Raw genomic sequence first — 14,720 nt, forward strand, 5'->3', positions numbered from 1 at the left:
CCTTCTGGGGCGCAGCCGCCCTTCACCCCACGCCTCTGACCTGCATAAACCCATAGCGCGACATGGCGTCAGGAAAAGGAATCCTCAAACCTCGCCACTTTCCGTGCGAGCGCAGGGCCTTGAAGACCTCAGCGTGAGAACCGTCCCTGCTCGAACGGCTGCGCCAAAGGACACGATCAGGCAACAATAGTGAGCATGCTCGCCACCGTTGTCCTGCCTGCCCTGCAGATCGTCCTGATCCTCATCGTCGGCTTCCTCACGTGGCGCTCCGTCCAAGTGGCGGCCCAGGCGCGATCGGAGGCCCAGGCGGCTAGGTCGGAGGCCGTCGCCCGCGCGGCATCGTCAGGCCAGGGTGGGGGCGTGCCGCCGGAGGTGCTGTCCCGCATCGAAGAGCAGTTGCGACGGCTGGGCGCCGCCAGGGCAGCGGACACGGACGAGCAGCACCACGCGGCCCCCAGCGAGCGGCTGATGAGTGAGAAGGCGGATGCTTACCGCGGCTTCCTGCGGGAGATCGCCTCCGAGAACACGCATATCGGAACCGGCCGGCCCGTGCGGACCTCCGACGCCGCCGAGGAGGCGCTGAGCCGGTTGCGCTCGGTGACGGTGCTCATGGGCTCGGAGGCGATCCTGCGCTCGCTGCGGAACTTCTCGATCATCCGCGGCCAGCGGCCCCGCACGCGGTGGACTGAGCCGGCGATCATGGCCTACGCGCGCCTCCAGGTGTGCCTCGTGCAGGCGATCCGCCGCGACCTGGACACCGCCAGCGAGCCCTTGAGCCCGGAGGAGACCTGGGCCTCGATGAGCACGGGGACGGCCGATCCCGCTTTCCGCCTGGCCATGCTCACCCCGATCTCGGAGGTGCTGCACCATGCGGGCCAGGACCTGTCCCTCTACGATCTGCGTGAGGAGCCGACGGCGCACGCGTGGCGCTCGGCGGCCAGCGCCTCGTCGGCGCAGCGGGCGCAGACCGGCCCGATCACCCCGATCGAGCAGCCCATCGCAGTCGAACCCGCCGCCTACCAGCAGCGCATCAACCGGCCCAAGCCGACCGACCACGGGACGCACGGGCGCGGATCAGCCGGCAGCGCCCCCTCCGCCGCGGCCCCCTCCCACAAGGCGGCCAGCACCTCGTCGCACCGCAGCACCGCCCAGATCCCGCCCACTGAGGCGAGGATTCCCGACCGCGCGTCCTCGCCGACGCCGTCGGCACCGGGAGCCTCCTCGCGGCGCCCCGTCCACGCCCCGGGGCGCACGACGCAAGGATCGGCGACCTCCACCCCCACGGTGAGGCTGTCAGCTTCCTCCCCCTCGTCCATGACCGTGTCAGTGTCCTCGGCCACGGCGGCCTCCGCGCCCGCCGCCTCCACCCCGGCGACCGGAGCCGATGAGCCCTCCGCCCCGGCCAGGCGCGGCCCGGGCCAGCCCGGCGCCCGTGGGCAGGCCTCCGCAAGACGAGCGGGGGCGGCCGCAGGAGCCGGATCCGCCTCCTCCTGGTCCCAGGCCGACGGCGCCCGCCCCCAGTGGGGCCTTCGTCAGTTCGCGCAGGAGAGCCAGTCGAGCCGAGGCAGGTCAGGCTCCTCCGGCTCCCAGGACCGCTCGGGCCGCCTGCGGCCGGGGCGGGTCACCGCTCCCAGGAAGTAGGGTCCCGCGCTGGTCGCCCCGCGGTGAACCGCGAGAAGCAAGCCGACGGCGCCCGCCGCCCCGTGGATGGGGTGGCGGGCGCCGTCGTCGAGGCGCTTGAGGCGGCTGCTCAGCCGGTGATGGTCGCCGAGACGATGATGGCGACGGCGATGGCCGTGCCGGCGAGGGCGACGCCGAGACCGACATTCTGGTCCTCGAGGAGCTCGCGGCGTAGGTTGAGCCCGAAGGCCTTGTTGACGGCCCAGGTGAAGGCCATGAGCAGGACGACGCCGAGAAGGGCGTAGACGACCGTGGCCAGGATCGACTCCCAGGTCAGGCCCACGCTCGACAGGTTGTGGCTCGCAAGGGGGATCGTGTTCATGCTTCCTCCGCGTTATCGCGCTTCGCCATCTCGTGCTCGGCCCGGCAGGTAGTCCGACGCAGCCGAAACTACCGGCCCTCCCCGGCACGCGCGTCGGGGAGGCCTGGGCCTTGACGCCGCGCCGGGCACCGGTGACGCCGCGCCGTCAGTCACCGCGCCGGGCGCATCCAATCGGGGGTGGTGCCGGGGTCCCGGGGGAAGTGGGAGAGCTCGTCGGCGCAATCCTTGGCGCTCACGGGCGGGTCGAGATCTGGCTTGCGGTCGTAGTCGACATTGACCTTCAGGCGGTAGTCCGGAGCGGTCATGGTCAGGTGCGCCCAGGTCCATGTTCCGCCGCGGGGGTGGGCCATGGCCACGCGCAGCTGCACCGCCTCTTGGACGATCTCGCCGGGGATGACGTTAGCCTGCTGGGCCCCGTTGATGATGGCGGTGGTCTGGACGGACGCGCGAAGGCCGACGGTCTCGATCTCGATACCGGCCGCGGTGGCGCCGACCTGCTCCATGTACGCGGCGAGGCTTCCCTGGAGGCTGCCGATGGCCCGCGACTGGGCCTCAAGGCCACCGCCCATGGGCCCCATTCCGCCCATCATGTCCATCCCCATCTTCGGTCTCCATTCTTGGGTGTCGTGAGTTCAGCGCTGATAGTCGTCTACGGTATCGGCAATCGCGCAGCGACACCATCGCCGGTCGGGGATCCAGTGCGCCCCCGGCGAAGCCGCGGTCTGGCATTGTCAGGCCTCCGGCGCGAAATAGGCGGCCTGCGCGATACGCGGGCGCCTGCCGCGCTGGACCCAGTTCCCCCGGCCGGGGGGCATGCGAGCCGGACGGACGCCTCCCAGGAGGACGCCCTCAAGGCGGTCGCCATCCATGAGGAATCCGGTTCCGCCATTGTCCCGCAGCGCCAGGAGGACGGGATCGTACATGGCGTGCGAGGCGCCAGCGGTGGGACGGGCGACAATGACGTTGAGCCGCAGGTCCCTGGCCGAGGGCAGGTGGGGGACGATGGGTGACAGGATGTTGGTCCCTCCGGAGGAGAGGATGTCGTAGTCATCGATGACGAGGACGATGCGCGGCCCATCGGCCTCCTTGCCCTCAGCTATCAGGGCGGCGCGGCGGTCGAGCTCGGTGGCGATGGCAGCGGAGAGGCCGCCCGCGGTGGTCGACGAGGTCGCATGGCCCCCGAGGTAGGGCTCCGGGCAGGCTCGGGCGACGTCGCGTCGCACATCGTAGACGCCCAACACGAGCTCTTCGGGGGTTGAGCGTGCCACGAGCCCCTCGACGATGCCGCGCAGAACAGTGGACTTCCCGCAGCGGGCATCGCCGAACACGAGCAGGTGGGGGTCCGCGCCGCCCAGGTCCAATTGCAGGGGGGACATAGTGTCCTGGAAGATCCCCAAGGGGACCTGGTCGGGGCACTCGACGTCGTCGGGCAGGGTGGCGGGGTCGATGACGTCCGGGAGCTGGCGCACCGCCATGGGACGGGAGCCGGTCCAGGAGGCGTTCATCTCCTCGGCGAGCCCGTCAAGAGCAGCACCGACGCCCCGGTCCTCCTCGATGCGCTCGATGGGCAGGGCCAGGTGGCCGAAGAGCTTGTCGGGGCGCAGCACTCTGCCGGGGGCATCGGGGGCGAGGGTCTGGGAGAGTTTGCGCGCGATGAGGGAGTCAGCGGGGTCGTTGAGCCGCAGTTCGAGTCGGGTGCCGAAGAGCGGCTGCTGAGCCATCTTGAGATCATTGGCGCGGGCGAGGGTGGTCACGATGTGGACTCCTAGGCCTCCGCCGCGCCTTATCAGCTCGTCGATGCCGTCCTCCAACTCGGGGAAGTCGGCGCGGATGAGGCCGATACCATCAATGAGCAGGACGACGTCGGCGCTGGCCAGGCCGTCGACCCGCCCCTGCCGGTGCTCCAACCGCATCATCTCCAGGGAGTCGATGCGGTTGGCCGCGATGATCCGCTCGCGTTGGTCGAGCATGGCGACGATCTCGTCGAGCACGCGTCGCATCCGCTCACGATCACCGCGGGTGGCGATGCCCCCGACGTTGGGCAGGTGGCTCAGGCGGCTCAGCCCGCCGCCTGTGGCGTCGATGCCGTAGAAGGAAAGGCGCGAGGGCGGCAGCGCGAGCGCTGCCGACGTCGCCAGAGTCATGAGGAAGGTCGTTCGGCCGCTCTGGGGCGCGCCCATGAGGGCGATGTGTCCGCCGCCGACGGTCAGGTCGAGGTCCCAGATGTCCTGGCGCTGGTGGGCGGGGTCGTCGACGAGGCCGATGGGCACGGTCAGGCCCGGAGGATCCCACAGCCCGTCGGGGGCGCGGGGCGGCTGCCCCGGCCTGCGGCTGAGCTCGCCTCCGTACATGCCGGTCAGGGAGAGCTGACGAGGCAGTGGTTCGAGCCAGACCGGTGTGTTGGCCGGCGCGGCCTGGGAGAGCTGGTTGACGATCGAGTCCACCACAGTGGCGCGAATGGTGCGGGTCTCCGGGAGGGGCTCGCCGATATCCGCGCCGGCCTCGCCCTCGCTGCCTGCCTCCAGCTCGTTGTACACCGGGAGGAGGAGCGGGCGGCGCTCGGTGATCTCCTCCGGCTCTGGGACATCGTCGAGCTCGTCGAGCGGGCCGGAGACGAAGCCGGAGCGGAAGCGGGTATAGATGGAGGTGTCCACCTTGAGGTAGCCGTAGCCGGGAGCCGAGGGGAGGTGGAAGGCGTCGCCGTTGCCGATCACGGTGGCGGACTCCGACTCGGTGAAGGTGCGCAGGCAGAGCCGATAGGACAGGTAAGTGTCCAGTCCGCGGAGCTTTCCCGCCTCGATCCGCTGGCTGGCGAGCAGGAGGTGGACGCCGATCGACCGGCCGATGCGCCCGATCGTCAGGAGGAGGTCGATGAAGTCCGGGTTAGCGGTCAAGAGTTCGCCGAACTCGTCGATGATGACGAAGAGGTGCGGCATGGGGGCCATGCCCTGGTTCGACTCGCGCAGATGGCGGTAGTGGCCGATGTCGGGGGAGTTGCCGGCGTCGCGCAGCTGCTCCTGGCGGCGGAGCACCTCACCGGCGATCGAGGAGCGGGCCCTCTCGGTCAGGCCGGCATCATCAGCCAGGTTGTCCATGAGCCCGACGACGTGCGGCATGGTGGCGAACGGGGCGAAGGCCGCGCCGCCCTTGTAGTCCACGAGGATCATCGAGAGGTCGTCAGGTGAGTGCGTGGTGGCCAGGACTGCGATAAGCGTGCGCAGGAGCTCGGACTTCCCCGAGCCGGTGGCGCCGATGCACAGGCCGTGAGGGCCAACGCCCAGTTGGGCGGACTCCTTGATGTCGAGGAGCACGAGCTTGCCGTCGTCGTCGGAGCCGATGGGCACGCGCAGGAAGTCCCGTAGCGGGCGCTTGGCCCACGACGCGTGAGTGTCGACGTGCCGGGGGTCCGCCACGCCGAGGAGGTCGCTGAGCGACGTGGTGGCGGCCTCTGACTCGTGGCGGTGGGCCGCCGCTCCCAGCGAGTGCGGCGCGAGGGCGCGCGCGAGTCCTTCCATGAGGGCCGGGCCGACGGCGTCGGGCTCGCAGAGGAAGGGCTGGGCCGTATCGGGGGCCGACGGATCCATGGGAGCGCTGGACCGCTGTTGGGCGCGCAGGTCCTCCACGAGGACGCCGTCGTCGGTGACGGTCAGGCGCCAGGAGGGCGAGGAGGGCTCGTCGAGGCGGTCCTCGACGAGGTGGAGGGTGGTGATGCCGATATCGCCGGGGGTGAGCGATTGGTCGGGGATGCTCAGTGCCCGCGCCGGGCCGTTGAGCTCGGAGACCACCAGGAGGCGAGGGCCGTGGAACCCGGTACGGATCCACGATCCGCGCGATCCCACTGCCTTCGTCGCGGCGGCGATGTCCGGCCGTAGCAGGCGCTCGAGTTCCTGGTGGTCCGGGGCGACGCGGCGCAGGGCTATCGGGCCGTCGAAGGCCCCGGTCACGCGCAGGTGCGGCAGTCGTGCGGCGCAGTCCCAGGCACTGGCCCGCTCCGGCTCGTGGGCGAGGGCGACCAGCAGGTCCTCGGGGGCGTGCAGAACAGCGGCCTGTGCGAGTAGGGCACGGGCGATGGCCGCGGTGGAGTCCCTCGGTCCGATGATCGAGACGTCACCGGCGCAGTCGAGGTCAAGCGCTGCCGGCAGGCCGCGTTGCACGCTGTGGCGGCGCAGCACGGCCTGCGCCTCGGTCATGAGCAGCGGATCGATCTGAGGAGGTGCCCCGCCACCGGGGATACGCACCATGGGGACGGGCAGGTCGGCGATGCCCAGGCGCAGGTGGAGGAAGTCACCGTCCGACAAGCGCCGCTCCCAGCGCCTTTCCGGGGCTCGCGCCATGATGACCAGCGCTGAGGGATCGGGCTGGGTCTGGAAGAGGTCCTCGCGGTACTGCGCCGATCGCGCGGCGGCCTGGCTGTCAGTGGAGGAGAGCTCGTCAAGGTAGTGATCCCTGCGCTCTCGACGCTGCCGCCCCTGCCCGGAGCGGCGGGAGATCATCATCGCCCCCATCCCGAGCATGGTGACGACCATGACCACAGCGCCGAGCATCGCGAAGATCGGGTTTCCCCGCATGACGGTCATCATGAGCATGGATGAGCCCGCACCGGCCAGGGGCAGAAGCATCTGGAAGGGGAACGGCTGGCCCACGCCAGTATCGGTCAACTGGGGCGGGATCGGCAGGAGGGCCGCTTCCGGTGGCTCAACGGGGGCGACAACGCGCCCGGGCCTGTGAACGACCTCGATCATGGGGATACCTTCCCGATGGATGGCAGGAGTTGGTCGCTCCCGCCGAGGCCTCGCTCGCTCGCGAGCGCTCGGCGGGAGCGCCGCGAAAGGGCGGCGATGCAACCGCTGATCGATGTGGCGGCGACGTCGGCGATGACGCGGGAGGTCAGTGGGTCAAGGAGGCCGGGCGCCGAGGCTGAGACGCCACCCCCGGCGAGGGAATGGTCGAAGGGCACGAGGCTCTCCCCCGCCCCGGGCTCGGGCACCAGGGGGTAGCCGGGCCTGGTGGCGACGACGACGTGCAGGAGCGCGCCGCGCTTGCCCCGGGCCTCACCAAGCAGACGAGCGGCCAGATCGCGCCCCCTATCCATACTGGCGCGCTGGGCGGGGGAGACGAGGATGGTGCTGTGATGGCGCCGATGGAGATCGAGAAGCGCGGGGCCGAGGGCGCCGGCGTTGCCGGTCTCGGTGACGGCTGTGTCGAAGAAGCGCAGGTAGTCATGCTGGGCGCGGGTCCAGGAGCGCATGAGCGCATCGGGGTTGGCCGAGCCCTCGGGCAGGCGAAGACAGGACAGGAGGCCGTCGGGACTGTTCCCGAGGGCCTCGATGGCCTGGGCGACTGTCCTTGGAGCGCGCGCCGCGGGCATCTCCGCGGCGCTGGCGGAGTATGGGAGGAGGTCGGCGGCGGAGCGGGGGCCGGGCGAAGCGCTGATGATCAGGCCTGGGCGGCGCCTCTCCCGCGCTATTAGGGAGGACAGCAGCAGTGCGATGGTCGTCGCCCCAGCGCCCGGGGCCGTGGGCACGACGAGGATGCGGCCTGTGAGCGGCAGCGGCCTGCGAATGGCCTGCGATGTCTCGATCGCGCGCGATCGATGGCCCGCTCCCCCACTGATGAGCGTGCCCCATCGTCGCAGCGCCCCGAGAGGTCCTCCTGCCGTGCGCCGCGCCCGCGCCATCATGCGAGCGCCGCCAGTAGATGCGAGTAGAGGCCGGACAGTCCGCATAGCAGGGGAAAAGTGGCAACCGTCGCCAGCGTCTCGACCCTGTCCCCGATCCGCCTCAGGCGGATGCGATCACGCGCTGCTGGATTCATCAGGCTGGTGGTCGTGATGAGGATGGCGGCCGCGCCGATCGCCCATGGCCTGGAGATCTCAGGAATGCGCGTGGACAAGACGAGCGCGGGCATCAGCGCGGCCAGCCACAGGGCGGCTACCTCGGCGGTCAGGGGGAAGGCGCGCGAGCGCAGGAGCACTGTCAGGCTCAGGCACAGGGTCAGGGCGATCGCCCATGGGTCGGTGTACGTGGCGAGGGCGGAGGCGGACGCGCCCAGGCCGATCGCGGTGACGAGGACCGCGCTGAGAAGGTGGTCGTGGGCGTGCCTGATGCTCCGGTGGAGGCGATGGCGGTCGGTCAGGCGGCCGGCCATGGCATCGTCATCGAGGCGGGAGATCCCCGAGGACGTCAGTGCCGACCATGGCAGGACTCCCAGGACGATGAGGCATATCAGTCCCATGGCGCCGTGGGCGATCTCGCTGGATGCCGCGACCCTGTCGAGGGCGGCCCATATTCCGACGAGCCCGAGCCCGAGGAGCGTCCCGGACGCCCAGCCGATGCGATGCTGGCCCAGGCAGTGCGCGCCCGCGCACACGAGGAGGACGACGACCGAGGCGATGGTGGCGCCAGCGGCATGAGCCGCCCAGGCACCCGGCAGGAGGAGGCCGCAAGCGAGGAGTCCTCCCAGGGTGCCGACGACGGCGCGGTGTCTGTTGGACGCGGCCGCGACGATTGACTCGGCGGCCATGGCCAGGGCGCCCGGCACGAGGGCGACCCAGGCCGAGGAGGCACTGGCGGTGTCGAAGGCCCATGGCCAAATCGCTGACGCGAGGGCGATCGCGGTGACCGAGCCGACCAAGCGCATGCGGTCGCGCTCGGACCATCGATCCGGGTGAGTGTCGGTGGCCTCGGCCAGCCCGTTCGAGATGTCGGCGACCTGCATGGGCGCGGGGGCCTGGTCATCGGCGACGACTCTGATGATCTCGCCGTCGAAAACGGATTGCGCGGCGAGGTCGAGTTCGAGATCGACCAGTGCGCCATCGGGTCTGACGAGGCTGACGGAGGGGATGTGGTTCCCGACGGTCAGCCCGAGCAGATCCATGAGCATGGGCATCTGGATGCCCATCGGCTCGTCCGACGGCAGGACAGCCTCCGCGCGAGAGCGCTCGGTGACGAGGGTCAGTCGGGTGTAGGGCATCACTGGTCGCTCACCTGTTCGAGGAGTCTGGGTCTGAAACAGCGTCCGGGGCAGTGTTCCGGGTGGCAGTGGCCTGCGCGGGCTTCGGGGTCGTGTACGGGGTCGCCTCGCTCGTGGGAGCGCCACGCGTCCCGGATGGGGGGCGGATCGAGTCCAGGTGCGTGGAGAGATAGCCGTAGCCGACGCAGCCGGCGCTGATGAGCGCGGCGACCACCAGCGAGCCGATCATCGCGGGGACCGTGCGTCGGACCGTCATTGAGGATCGCCCGCGCAGCAAGGCGATCCGCAGCCGGGCATGGTGGACCTTCGCGGATTCCAGGATGGCGGAGTCGTTGTCACGTGGCATGCCGCTCACCTCCTGTGAGTGCCGCGCGCGTGGCTCGGATCATGCGGGGAGCCTCTCCAGTTCGGCGGACAGCCTCACCGCGCCCAACTCGATCGTGCAGGGAAGGGGGACACGGTATCGCGTCGAGGGGGCGCATTGCTGGATGGCGCCGTCGAGACCGATGATCCGGGTGCCGCTGGCCGAGCCAAGATCGGCCAGGTAGAGAGAGCCGTCAAGGAGCTCAAGATGCGCGTGGTTGTCGGAAAGAGCAGATCCCGTTCCTGGGATGTCCACGGTTCCGTGCGGGGCGAGCGCTGGGATCTGCCGCGTCGCCCCACCGATGATCGTGGGCGAGGACAGGAGCCATGTCCACCCGTGGGCGGAGCGCAGACGGAGCGCGTACCGCGGCGACGGGATGGGCGCCGCCGAGGGAAGGCTGGGATGCGGGGGCGGTGGGGGCGGGACGTCAGAGGGACGCGGTGGCCTGGGTGGCGGCGTGGCCCATGCGGCCTCCTGGGGCACGACCTGGGTGGCGGAGGGCGCATAGGGCTGGGCCTCGGATCGGGGGCTCCTGAACGGAGATGGGGCCATCTCGCGCTGAGGGGATGCGGGCAGGTGGCGTCTTTCATCGAGCGCGGGCCCAGCGCCCGAGGAGCGTCCCGGTTTGAGGCTGACCTGATCCCGGCCAGAGGAGCGTCGGGGGCGCCTAGGGGCTGGGGCCTCGATCCTGGGCGCTTCGCCGAGGGGGCCGCGAGTTGGATCGGGGCCGCGGCGCGTGTCAATGGTCGTTGCCCCGACGGCTTGCCCCAGCGCCGCCTGCGCGATGAGACCGCGTGGCGTTCCCGTGGGGAGCCCGGCTTCCTCGTCGACCGTGCGGAGCCCGAGAAGCGCCCCTCCTGCCCACCTCCCGTGCCGACCGTGGTGGTCGAGGAGGTGAAGAAGGGCGAGGGGACACATGATGATGAGGACAAGTCGGAACCAGGCTGGCCCTGGCAGGGCGAGACCCACCGCCAGTGGGACGATGACGAGGACGACGTCGATGACGTCGGCGGCGAGCACGGCAACGAGGTCGGCGGGAACCCATGGTCGGCTGTCCGAGGCGGGGTGGGTGCGTGCCTCGGTTTGGGGTGTCATGGGGGTCCTTCCTGGGGTGGCGGGCCGGTGGCAGGGCTGTCGTCACTGTAGCGATGGGGGTGGGTGTGTGGCATATCCGTTGTCCCACGTTGGTGTGGGGATTGTCCCGGCGGGGGTTGGGCATGGGGGGCGTCGGGGTTCGCGGTGGGATGAGTGGGATGCCATGGGGTGGGGCGCGCGGTGGTGGAGCCGCGTGCCTGGTGGCAGGGTCTGCTAAGGTGCGGTTGCCGTTGTGTGTTGCGGTTTTGTGATCTGGTTGGCGGGCGGGCTGCCCACTGGCCCTGAGCGCTTCGAGTCCCGGAGGATGGAGGTCCTTGGTATGAAGTTCGATATGGCCGAGTCAGCGCTGTCGGAGTTGACGAAGAAGACGTCGACGTCTCACGACGACCTGGGAAGTCTGGTCAAGAAATTGGTGGCGGCGGCTGAGCCGCTGGAAGGGCGGTTCAATGGGGCCGCCCGAGCGGCGTTCGACTCGTTCAAGGGGCGGACGGACCAGGTGGCCAACGATCTGAACGGAGCGCTGGCGTCGGTACTGGGCGGCATCAAGGGGATGGACTCGGCATTCACGAAGGGCGTGGCCGATATGGTCGAGTCAACCAGGCAGGCCGAGTCGGGAGCGAATTTTGATGGGGCGACGTTCGGGCCGAGGGCCTGAGTCGATCGTCGAGCACTGGAGGAGTTTGAGATGGCGAACAATGTTGAGCAGCGGTCTTTTGACATGGGAGCGTCCAGTGAGGCTCAGTCGAATTTTGAGTCGGTGGCGTCCCGACTGGAGTCGTTGATCGATCAGCGCGATGCCGACGTGAGGGCTGCGATGGCGCAGTACCAGGCCGATGGGGTGTCGGAGGAGTATCACGCGAAGGAGCAGAATTGGAAGACCGCGGCATCCGAGGTGAAGACGATCATCACGACGCTGCGCTCGGCAATGCAGTCCAATGACGACACCGCGTCCGCGGCGTTGAAGGCGGCCGCCGCCGCGGTCCAGGAGATCGGCGGCTGAGGCGCCGCCCACCCCTGTGCCCGGGAGGCACGCCCCGGAGCACCACGACGGCATGCGAGCCGTTTGACAGCCGGTACTGCGGATCTTTCGGATTCCTCGGGGACTTGGAGGCGGTGTGGGGGCCGAGCGGATAGAGTTCGCCCCCCACACCGCCTCATTCCACGACCACGCGGCTCATTCCCGAGTCATGGGGTTTGACGGCGCCCGCTCGGGGGCCGCGGCCCCTGACTGGTCGGCCTGCTGGGCCTGCTGGGCCTGCTGGGCCTGCTGGGCAGCCTTCTCTGCTTTCTTGGCGGCCCGGCGGGCCCGGTCCCGCTCCCTGCGCCGGGCCAGGGCTGCCTCTCGCTTCTCCCACTGAGCCGCCCCGGCGGCCATCCACTCCGGGATGAACTCCGGATCACGCGGGTAGAGCCCCAACTCCACATAGCACGAATGCGGCGCCGGGCGCTCAGGGCCATGGCCGTCGCCGAGGTCCGGCTCCCTCATCCAGTCCGCCTCACCGCGCAGCACCCACTCACCGGCCACCATCCAGAAATGAGCGCACGTCCACGCCCCACGACCAGGCAAAGCCTGCCAATCACGCAGCCCCCCAAGACCGGGCCCGATACCGATCGGAAGCCTGATGCGTTTTTTGTCACCATCGACCGTGAGCCAGTCCTTGCCGCGAATGACGCGGCCGATCCCGACCATTTCTGTGTCGAAGCGTTCGAACCCTGGCACCTGCTGGACCCACTCACGGATCGCGGCCTCAACGCTCTCAAAATCATCGCACCTCACCACGGGCACACCACCTCTCCTCTCCACAGATCTTCATCGTGAACCACCATCACGAACCGCCTTGTTTGGGAAAACGTGTCTATCGGGCAAGTTCTCAGAATTAGTCCAGGAAACATAGAACTTCTCTGGTACTCGGGATTCAGGGGGCAGGCCCTCCAAGGAACCAGTGGGCGAGGCGGCGCCGGGGTTGGCGTAGTGCACCTCGACGCGTATGTCCCTGTACTCATGCGGATTCTTCCTCACATCCTGCTCGAAGGCGTAGAACGTGTCGGTGTTCTTGACCGGAAGGTTGACGTCCCTGTGCATGGACGCCACGTTGATCGCCTCCGGCGGGCCCCCGAACTCATAACCAGCCAGGTACCCGCGTAGACATCCGCCCAAATCATAGGGCGCCCTCTGCTGGTCGCGGCCATCGTGGCCAGCAGAGGGCACCTGGCTGCCGCCAAGCGGCGGAGGGGCGTGGCCGCGTCTGGGAGTGCGGGCACGCCCCCGGGGGGTGTGGGGTTATGCCGGCGGCGCCTGCTCGGGGGCCGCGGCCCCTGACTGGTCGGCCTGCTGGGCCTGCTGGGCGGCCTTCTCTGCTTGCTCTGCTTTCTTGGCGGCTCGGCGGGCTCGGTCTCGCTCCCTGCGCCGGGCCAGGGCGGCCTGGCGCTTCTCCCACTGAGCGGCACCGGCGGCCATCCACTCCGGGATGAACTCCGGATCACGCGGATGACGCCCCAATTCCACATAGCACGAATGCGGCTTCGGCCGCTCAGGACCCTGCCCGTCATCGAAGACCGGCTCCTTCATCCAGTCCAACTCGCTGCGCAGCACCCACTCACCAGCCACCATCCAGAAACGACCGCACGTCCACGCCCCACGACCAGGCAAAGCCTGCCAATCACGCAGCCTCCCAAACCCGTAACCTATATCGGAAGGGGTCCAAATCGCCTCTTTTGTTCCGTTGACCGTCAGCCAATCCACGATATCTACCATGCGCCCGATCCCAACCATTTCACACTCAAAGCGCTCAAACCCGGGTATCGCCTGAGCCCATTCGCGCACGGCGACCTCAAGGCCCTCGAAATCATCATATCGAACACTTGCCATTTTGCCTCCTAAGCGTCTTTATTTGAGTTCACCCGCCTTTGAGTGGCTCATTTGGATAGGATTTTCTCTTCGGCATATTGGCGAAATCTCTCCATCTGACACCGAATTCTTTTGGTACTCGGGACGCGGGGTCCAGGCCCTCCAGGGAGCCAGTGGGCGAGGTGATATCAGGATCAGCGTAGCGCACCTCGACGCGTATGTCCCTGTAATTGCCCGGATCATCGCGGACCTTCTGCTCGAAGGCGTAGAACGTGTCGGTGTTCTTGACTGGAAGGTTGACGTCCCTGTGCATGGGCACCACGTTGATCGCCTCCGGCGGCCCCCCGAACTCATGAGCGGCCAGGTGCCCGCCATTGAAGCCCTCACCACCCAAATCATAGGGCGCCCTCTGCTGGTCGCGGCCATCGTGGCCAGCAGAGGGCACCTGACTGCCGCCAAGCGACGGGAGCATGGCCGAGCCCGGGAGTGCGGGCACGCCCCCGGGGGGGGGCGTTGGGGTCATTCCGGCGGCGCCTGCTCGGGAACCGCGACCCCTGACTGGTCGGCCTGCTGGGCCTGCTGAGCCTGCTGGGCGGCCTTCTCTGCTTTCTTGGCGGCTCGGCGGGCCCGGTCCCGCTCCCTGCGCCGCGCCAGGGCGGCCTCACGCTTCTCCCACTGAGCCGCCCCCGCGGCCATCCACTCCGGGATGAACTCCGGATCACGCGGATGACGCCCCAACTCCACATAGCACGAATGCGGCCCCGGGCGCTCAGGGCCATGGCCATCATCGAAGTCCGGCTCCCTCATCCAGTCCACCTCACCGCGCAGCACCCACTCACCAGCCACCATCCAGAAATGACCGCACGTCCACGCCCCACGACCAGGCAAAGCCTGCCAATCACGCAGCCTCCCAAGCCCACCACCTAAACCGAGCGGAGGCCTGACAGACCTCCTCTCGCCATCCACCGTCAACCAAATATTAACTCTAACTACACGGCCGATCCCGAGCATGTCGCACTCGAACAACTCGAACCCCGGCACCTGCTGGACCCACTCACGGATCGCAGCCTCAACGCTCTCAAAATCATCGCACCTCACCACGGGCGCACCACCTCTTCTCTCTGCGGGTCTTCATCGTGAACCACCATCAGGAAGCGCCTCATTCGGATAAACTTCACTGTTGCCGATTCCTCTTCTGTCGGTCCAGAAGACATCGAATTCTTCTGGCACTCGGGACGCGGGGTCCAGGCCCTCCAGGGAACCAGTGGGCGAGGTGATATCAGGGTCGGCGTAGCGCACCTCGACACGTATGTCCCTGTAATTGCCCGGATCATCGCGGACCTTCTTCTCGAACTTATAGAACGTGTCGACGCCCTTGACCGACAGGTTGACATCCCTGTGCATGGGCACCACGTTGATCGCCTCCGGCGGCCCCCCGA

General features: G+C 68.8%; 17 protein-coding genes. 4 read left to right on the forward strand and 13 right to left on the reverse strand.

Annotation, left to right across the window (positions count from 1 at the left end):
• The first annotated feature begins 195 nt into the window (after nt 1–195).
• On the forward strand, nt 196–1,641 hold the full coding sequence (locus tag GVV75_RS03570) for a hypothetical protein (RefSeq protein ID WP_159624502.1): 1,446 nt from the start codon (nt 196–198) through the stop codon (nt 1,639–1,641).
• A 109-nt stretch (nt 1,642–1,750) separates the two neighbouring features.
• On the opposite strand, the gene GVV75_RS03575 is transcribed toward GVV75_RS03570, so the two are convergent.
• The 7 genes from GVV75_RS03575 to GVV75_RS03605 form a co-directional block, all read right to left on the reverse strand.
• A complete protein-coding gene (locus GVV75_RS03575) occupies nt 1,751–2,002 on the reverse strand; it encodes a DUF350 domain-containing protein (RefSeq protein WP_159522674.1) in 252 nt (83 codons plus the stop codon).
• Nucleotides 2,003–2,151: 149 nt separating this feature from the next.
• Nucleotides 2,152–2,604: a hypothetical protein gene (locus GVV75_RS03580; RefSeq protein WP_235905087.1), complete on the reverse strand. Its 453-nt coding sequence runs from the start codon at nt 2,602–2,604 to the stop codon at nt 2,152–2,154.
• A gap of 129 nt (nt 2,605–2,733) precedes the next feature.
• A complete protein-coding gene (eccCa, locus tag GVV75_RS03585; protein ID WP_159813488.1) occupies nt 2,734–6,744 on the reverse strand; it encodes a type VII secretion protein EccCa in 4,011 nt (1,336 codons plus the stop codon).
• Nucleotides 6,741–7,526 (reverse strand): hypothetical protein, encoded by a 786-nt coding sequence (locus GVV75_RS03590; RefSeq protein WP_159813490.1) that lies wholly within the window; start codon nt 7,524–7,526, stop codon nt 6,741–6,743. Before GVV75_RS03590 ends, eccCa begins: the two co-directional genes overlap by 4 nt.
• A gap of 152 nt (nt 7,527–7,678) precedes the next feature.
• Nucleotides 7,679–8,974 carry an EsaB/YukD family protein gene (locus GVV75_RS03595; protein WP_159813492.1) on the reverse strand — a complete coding sequence of 432 codons (1,296 nt, stop codon included), beginning with the start codon at nt 8,972–8,974 and terminating at the stop codon, nt 7,679–7,681.
• Between the two features lie 10 nt (nt 8,975–8,984).
• Nucleotides 8,985–9,320 (reverse strand): hypothetical protein, encoded by a 336-nt coding sequence (locus GVV75_RS03600; protein WP_159717739.1) that lies wholly within the window; start codon nt 9,318–9,320, stop codon nt 8,985–8,987.
• A gap of 39 nt (nt 9,321–9,359) precedes the next feature.
• Nucleotides 9,360–9,593: an FHA domain-containing protein gene (locus GVV75_RS03605; RefSeq protein ID WP_159624496.1), complete on the reverse strand. Its 234-nt coding sequence runs from the start codon at nt 9,591–9,593 to the stop codon at nt 9,360–9,362.
• A 1,159-nt stretch (nt 9,594–10,752) separates the two neighbouring features.
• On the opposite strand from GVV75_RS03605, the gene GVV75_RS03610 reads away from it, so the two are divergent.
• Nucleotides 10,753–11,088: a WXG100 family type VII secretion target gene (locus GVV75_RS03610; protein ID WP_159522662.1), complete on the forward strand. Its 336-nt coding sequence runs from the start codon at nt 10,753–10,755 to the stop codon at nt 11,086–11,088.
• A gap of 30 nt (nt 11,089–11,118) precedes the next feature.
• The gene (locus GVV75_RS03615) at nt 11,119–11,433 is read left to right on the forward strand and encodes a pore-forming ESAT-6 family protein (RefSeq protein WP_159813494.1); all 315 of its coding nucleotides are present in this window, start codon (nt 11,119–11,121) and stop codon (nt 11,431–11,433) included.
• Nucleotides 11,434–11,607: 174 nt separating this feature from the next.
• On the opposite strand, the gene GVV75_RS03620 is transcribed toward GVV75_RS03615, so the two are convergent.
• A complete protein-coding gene (locus GVV75_RS03620; RefSeq protein WP_159813496.1) occupies nt 11,608–11,919 on the reverse strand; it encodes a hypothetical protein in 312 nt (103 codons plus the stop codon).
• Between the two features lie 48 nt (nt 11,920–11,967).
• Between GVV75_RS03620 and GVV75_RS03625 the strand changes: the two genes are divergently transcribed.
• Nucleotides 11,968–12,252, forward strand: a complete 285-nt coding sequence (locus tag GVV75_RS03625) for a hypothetical protein (RefSeq protein WP_159717741.1) — start codon at nt 11,968–11,970, stop codon at nt 12,250–12,252.
• Here the strand turns inward: GVV75_RS03625 and GVV75_RS03630 are convergent.
• The 5 genes from GVV75_RS03630 to GVV75_RS03650 form a co-directional block, all read right to left on the reverse strand.
• Nucleotides 12,244–12,516 (reverse strand): hypothetical protein, encoded by a 273-nt coding sequence (locus GVV75_RS03630; RefSeq protein WP_236266045.1) that lies wholly within the window; start codon nt 12,514–12,516, stop codon nt 12,244–12,246. The two genes, GVV75_RS03625 and GVV75_RS03630, sit on opposite strands and share 9 nt — an antisense overlap.
• A 198-nt stretch (nt 12,517–12,714) precedes the next feature.
• On the reverse strand, nt 12,715–13,302 hold the full coding sequence (locus GVV75_RS10090) for a hypothetical protein (RefSeq protein WP_201288694.1): 588 nt from the start codon (nt 13,300–13,302) through the stop codon (nt 12,715–12,717).
• A gap of 28 nt (nt 13,303–13,330) precedes the next feature.
• Nucleotides 13,331–13,804, reverse strand: coding sequence for a DNA/RNA non-specific endonuclease (locus tag GVV75_RS03640; RefSeq protein WP_328703532.1), 474 nt, complete (start codon nt 13,802–13,804; stop codon nt 13,331–13,333).
• Complete coding sequence (locus GVV75_RS03645; protein ID WP_159717747.1) at nt 13,801–14,088, reverse strand: hypothetical protein; 288 nt, start codon at nt 14,086–14,088, stop codon at nt 13,801–13,803. The genes GVV75_RS03640 and GVV75_RS03645 overlap by 4 nt, the downstream gene beginning before the upstream one ends.
• 324 nt (nt 14,089–14,412) lie before the next feature.
• Nucleotides 14,413–14,720, reverse strand: a 308-nt coding sequence (locus tag GVV75_RS03650; RefSeq protein ID WP_159813500.1) for a hypothetical protein, incomplete at its 5' end; no start/stop codon positions are given.

Source organism: Actinomyces sp. zg328, assembly GCF_009829635.1.
GTDB lineage: Bacteria > Actinomycetota > Actinomycetes > Actinomycetales > Actinomycetaceae > Actinomyces > Actinomyces marmotae.

What these genes read in the sequence shown, in the direction of transcription:
- GVV75_RS03570 (WP_159624502.1), top strand. Translation starts at nt 196, where the DNA reads ATGCTCGCCACCGTTGTCCTGCCTGCCCTGCAGATCGTCCTGATCCTC.
- GVV75_RS03575 (WP_159522674.1), bottom strand. Translation starts at nt 2,002, where the DNA reads ATGAACACGATCCCCCTTGCGAGCCACAACCTGTCGAGCGTGGGCCTG.
- GVV75_RS03580 (WP_235905087.1), bottom strand. Translation starts at nt 2,604, where the DNA reads ATGGGGATGGACATGATGGGCGGAATGGGGCCCATGGGCGGTGGCCTT.
- eccCa (WP_159813488.1), bottom strand. Translation starts at nt 6,744, where the DNA reads ATGATCGAGGTCGTTCACAGGCCCGGGCGCGTTGTCGCCCCCGTTGAG.
- GVV75_RS03595 (WP_159813492.1), bottom strand. Translation starts at nt 8,974, where the DNA reads ATGCCCTACACCCGACTGACCCTCGTCACCGAGCGCTCTCGCGCGGAG.
- GVV75_RS03600 (WP_159717739.1), bottom strand. Translation starts at nt 9,320, where the DNA reads ATGCCACGTGACAACGACTCCGCCATCCTGGAATCCGCGAAGGTCCAC.
- GVV75_RS03610 (WP_159522662.1), top strand. Translation starts at nt 10,753, where the DNA reads ATGAAGTTCGATATGGCCGAGTCAGCGCTGTCGGAGTTGACGAAGAAG.
- GVV75_RS03615 (WP_159813494.1), top strand. Translation starts at nt 11,119, where the DNA reads ATGGCGAACAATGTTGAGCAGCGGTCTTTTGACATGGGAGCGTCCAGT.
- GVV75_RS03620 (WP_159813496.1), bottom strand. Translation starts at nt 11,919, where the DNA reads ATGAGGGAGCCGGACCTCGGCGACGGCCATGGCCCTGAGCGCCCGGCG.
- GVV75_RS03625 (WP_159717741.1), top strand. Translation starts at nt 11,968, where the DNA reads ATGAGCGCACGTCCACGCCCCACGACCAGGCAAAGCCTGCCAATCACG.
- GVV75_RS03630 (WP_236266045.1), bottom strand. Translation starts at nt 12,516, where the DNA reads ATGCACAGGGACGTCAACCTTCCGGTCAAGAACACCGACACGTTCTAC.
- GVV75_RS10090 (WP_201288694.1), bottom strand. Translation starts at nt 13,302, where the DNA reads ATGGCAAGTGTTCGATATGATGATTTCGAGGGCCTTGAGGTCGCCGTG.
- GVV75_RS03640 (WP_328703532.1), bottom strand. Translation starts at nt 13,804, where the DNA reads ATGACCCCAACGCCCCCCCCCGGGGGCGTGCCCGCACTCCCGGGCTCG.
- GVV75_RS03645 (WP_159717747.1), bottom strand. Translation starts at nt 14,088, where the DNA reads ATGAGGGAGCCGGACTTCGATGATGGCCATGGCCCTGAGCGCCCGGGG.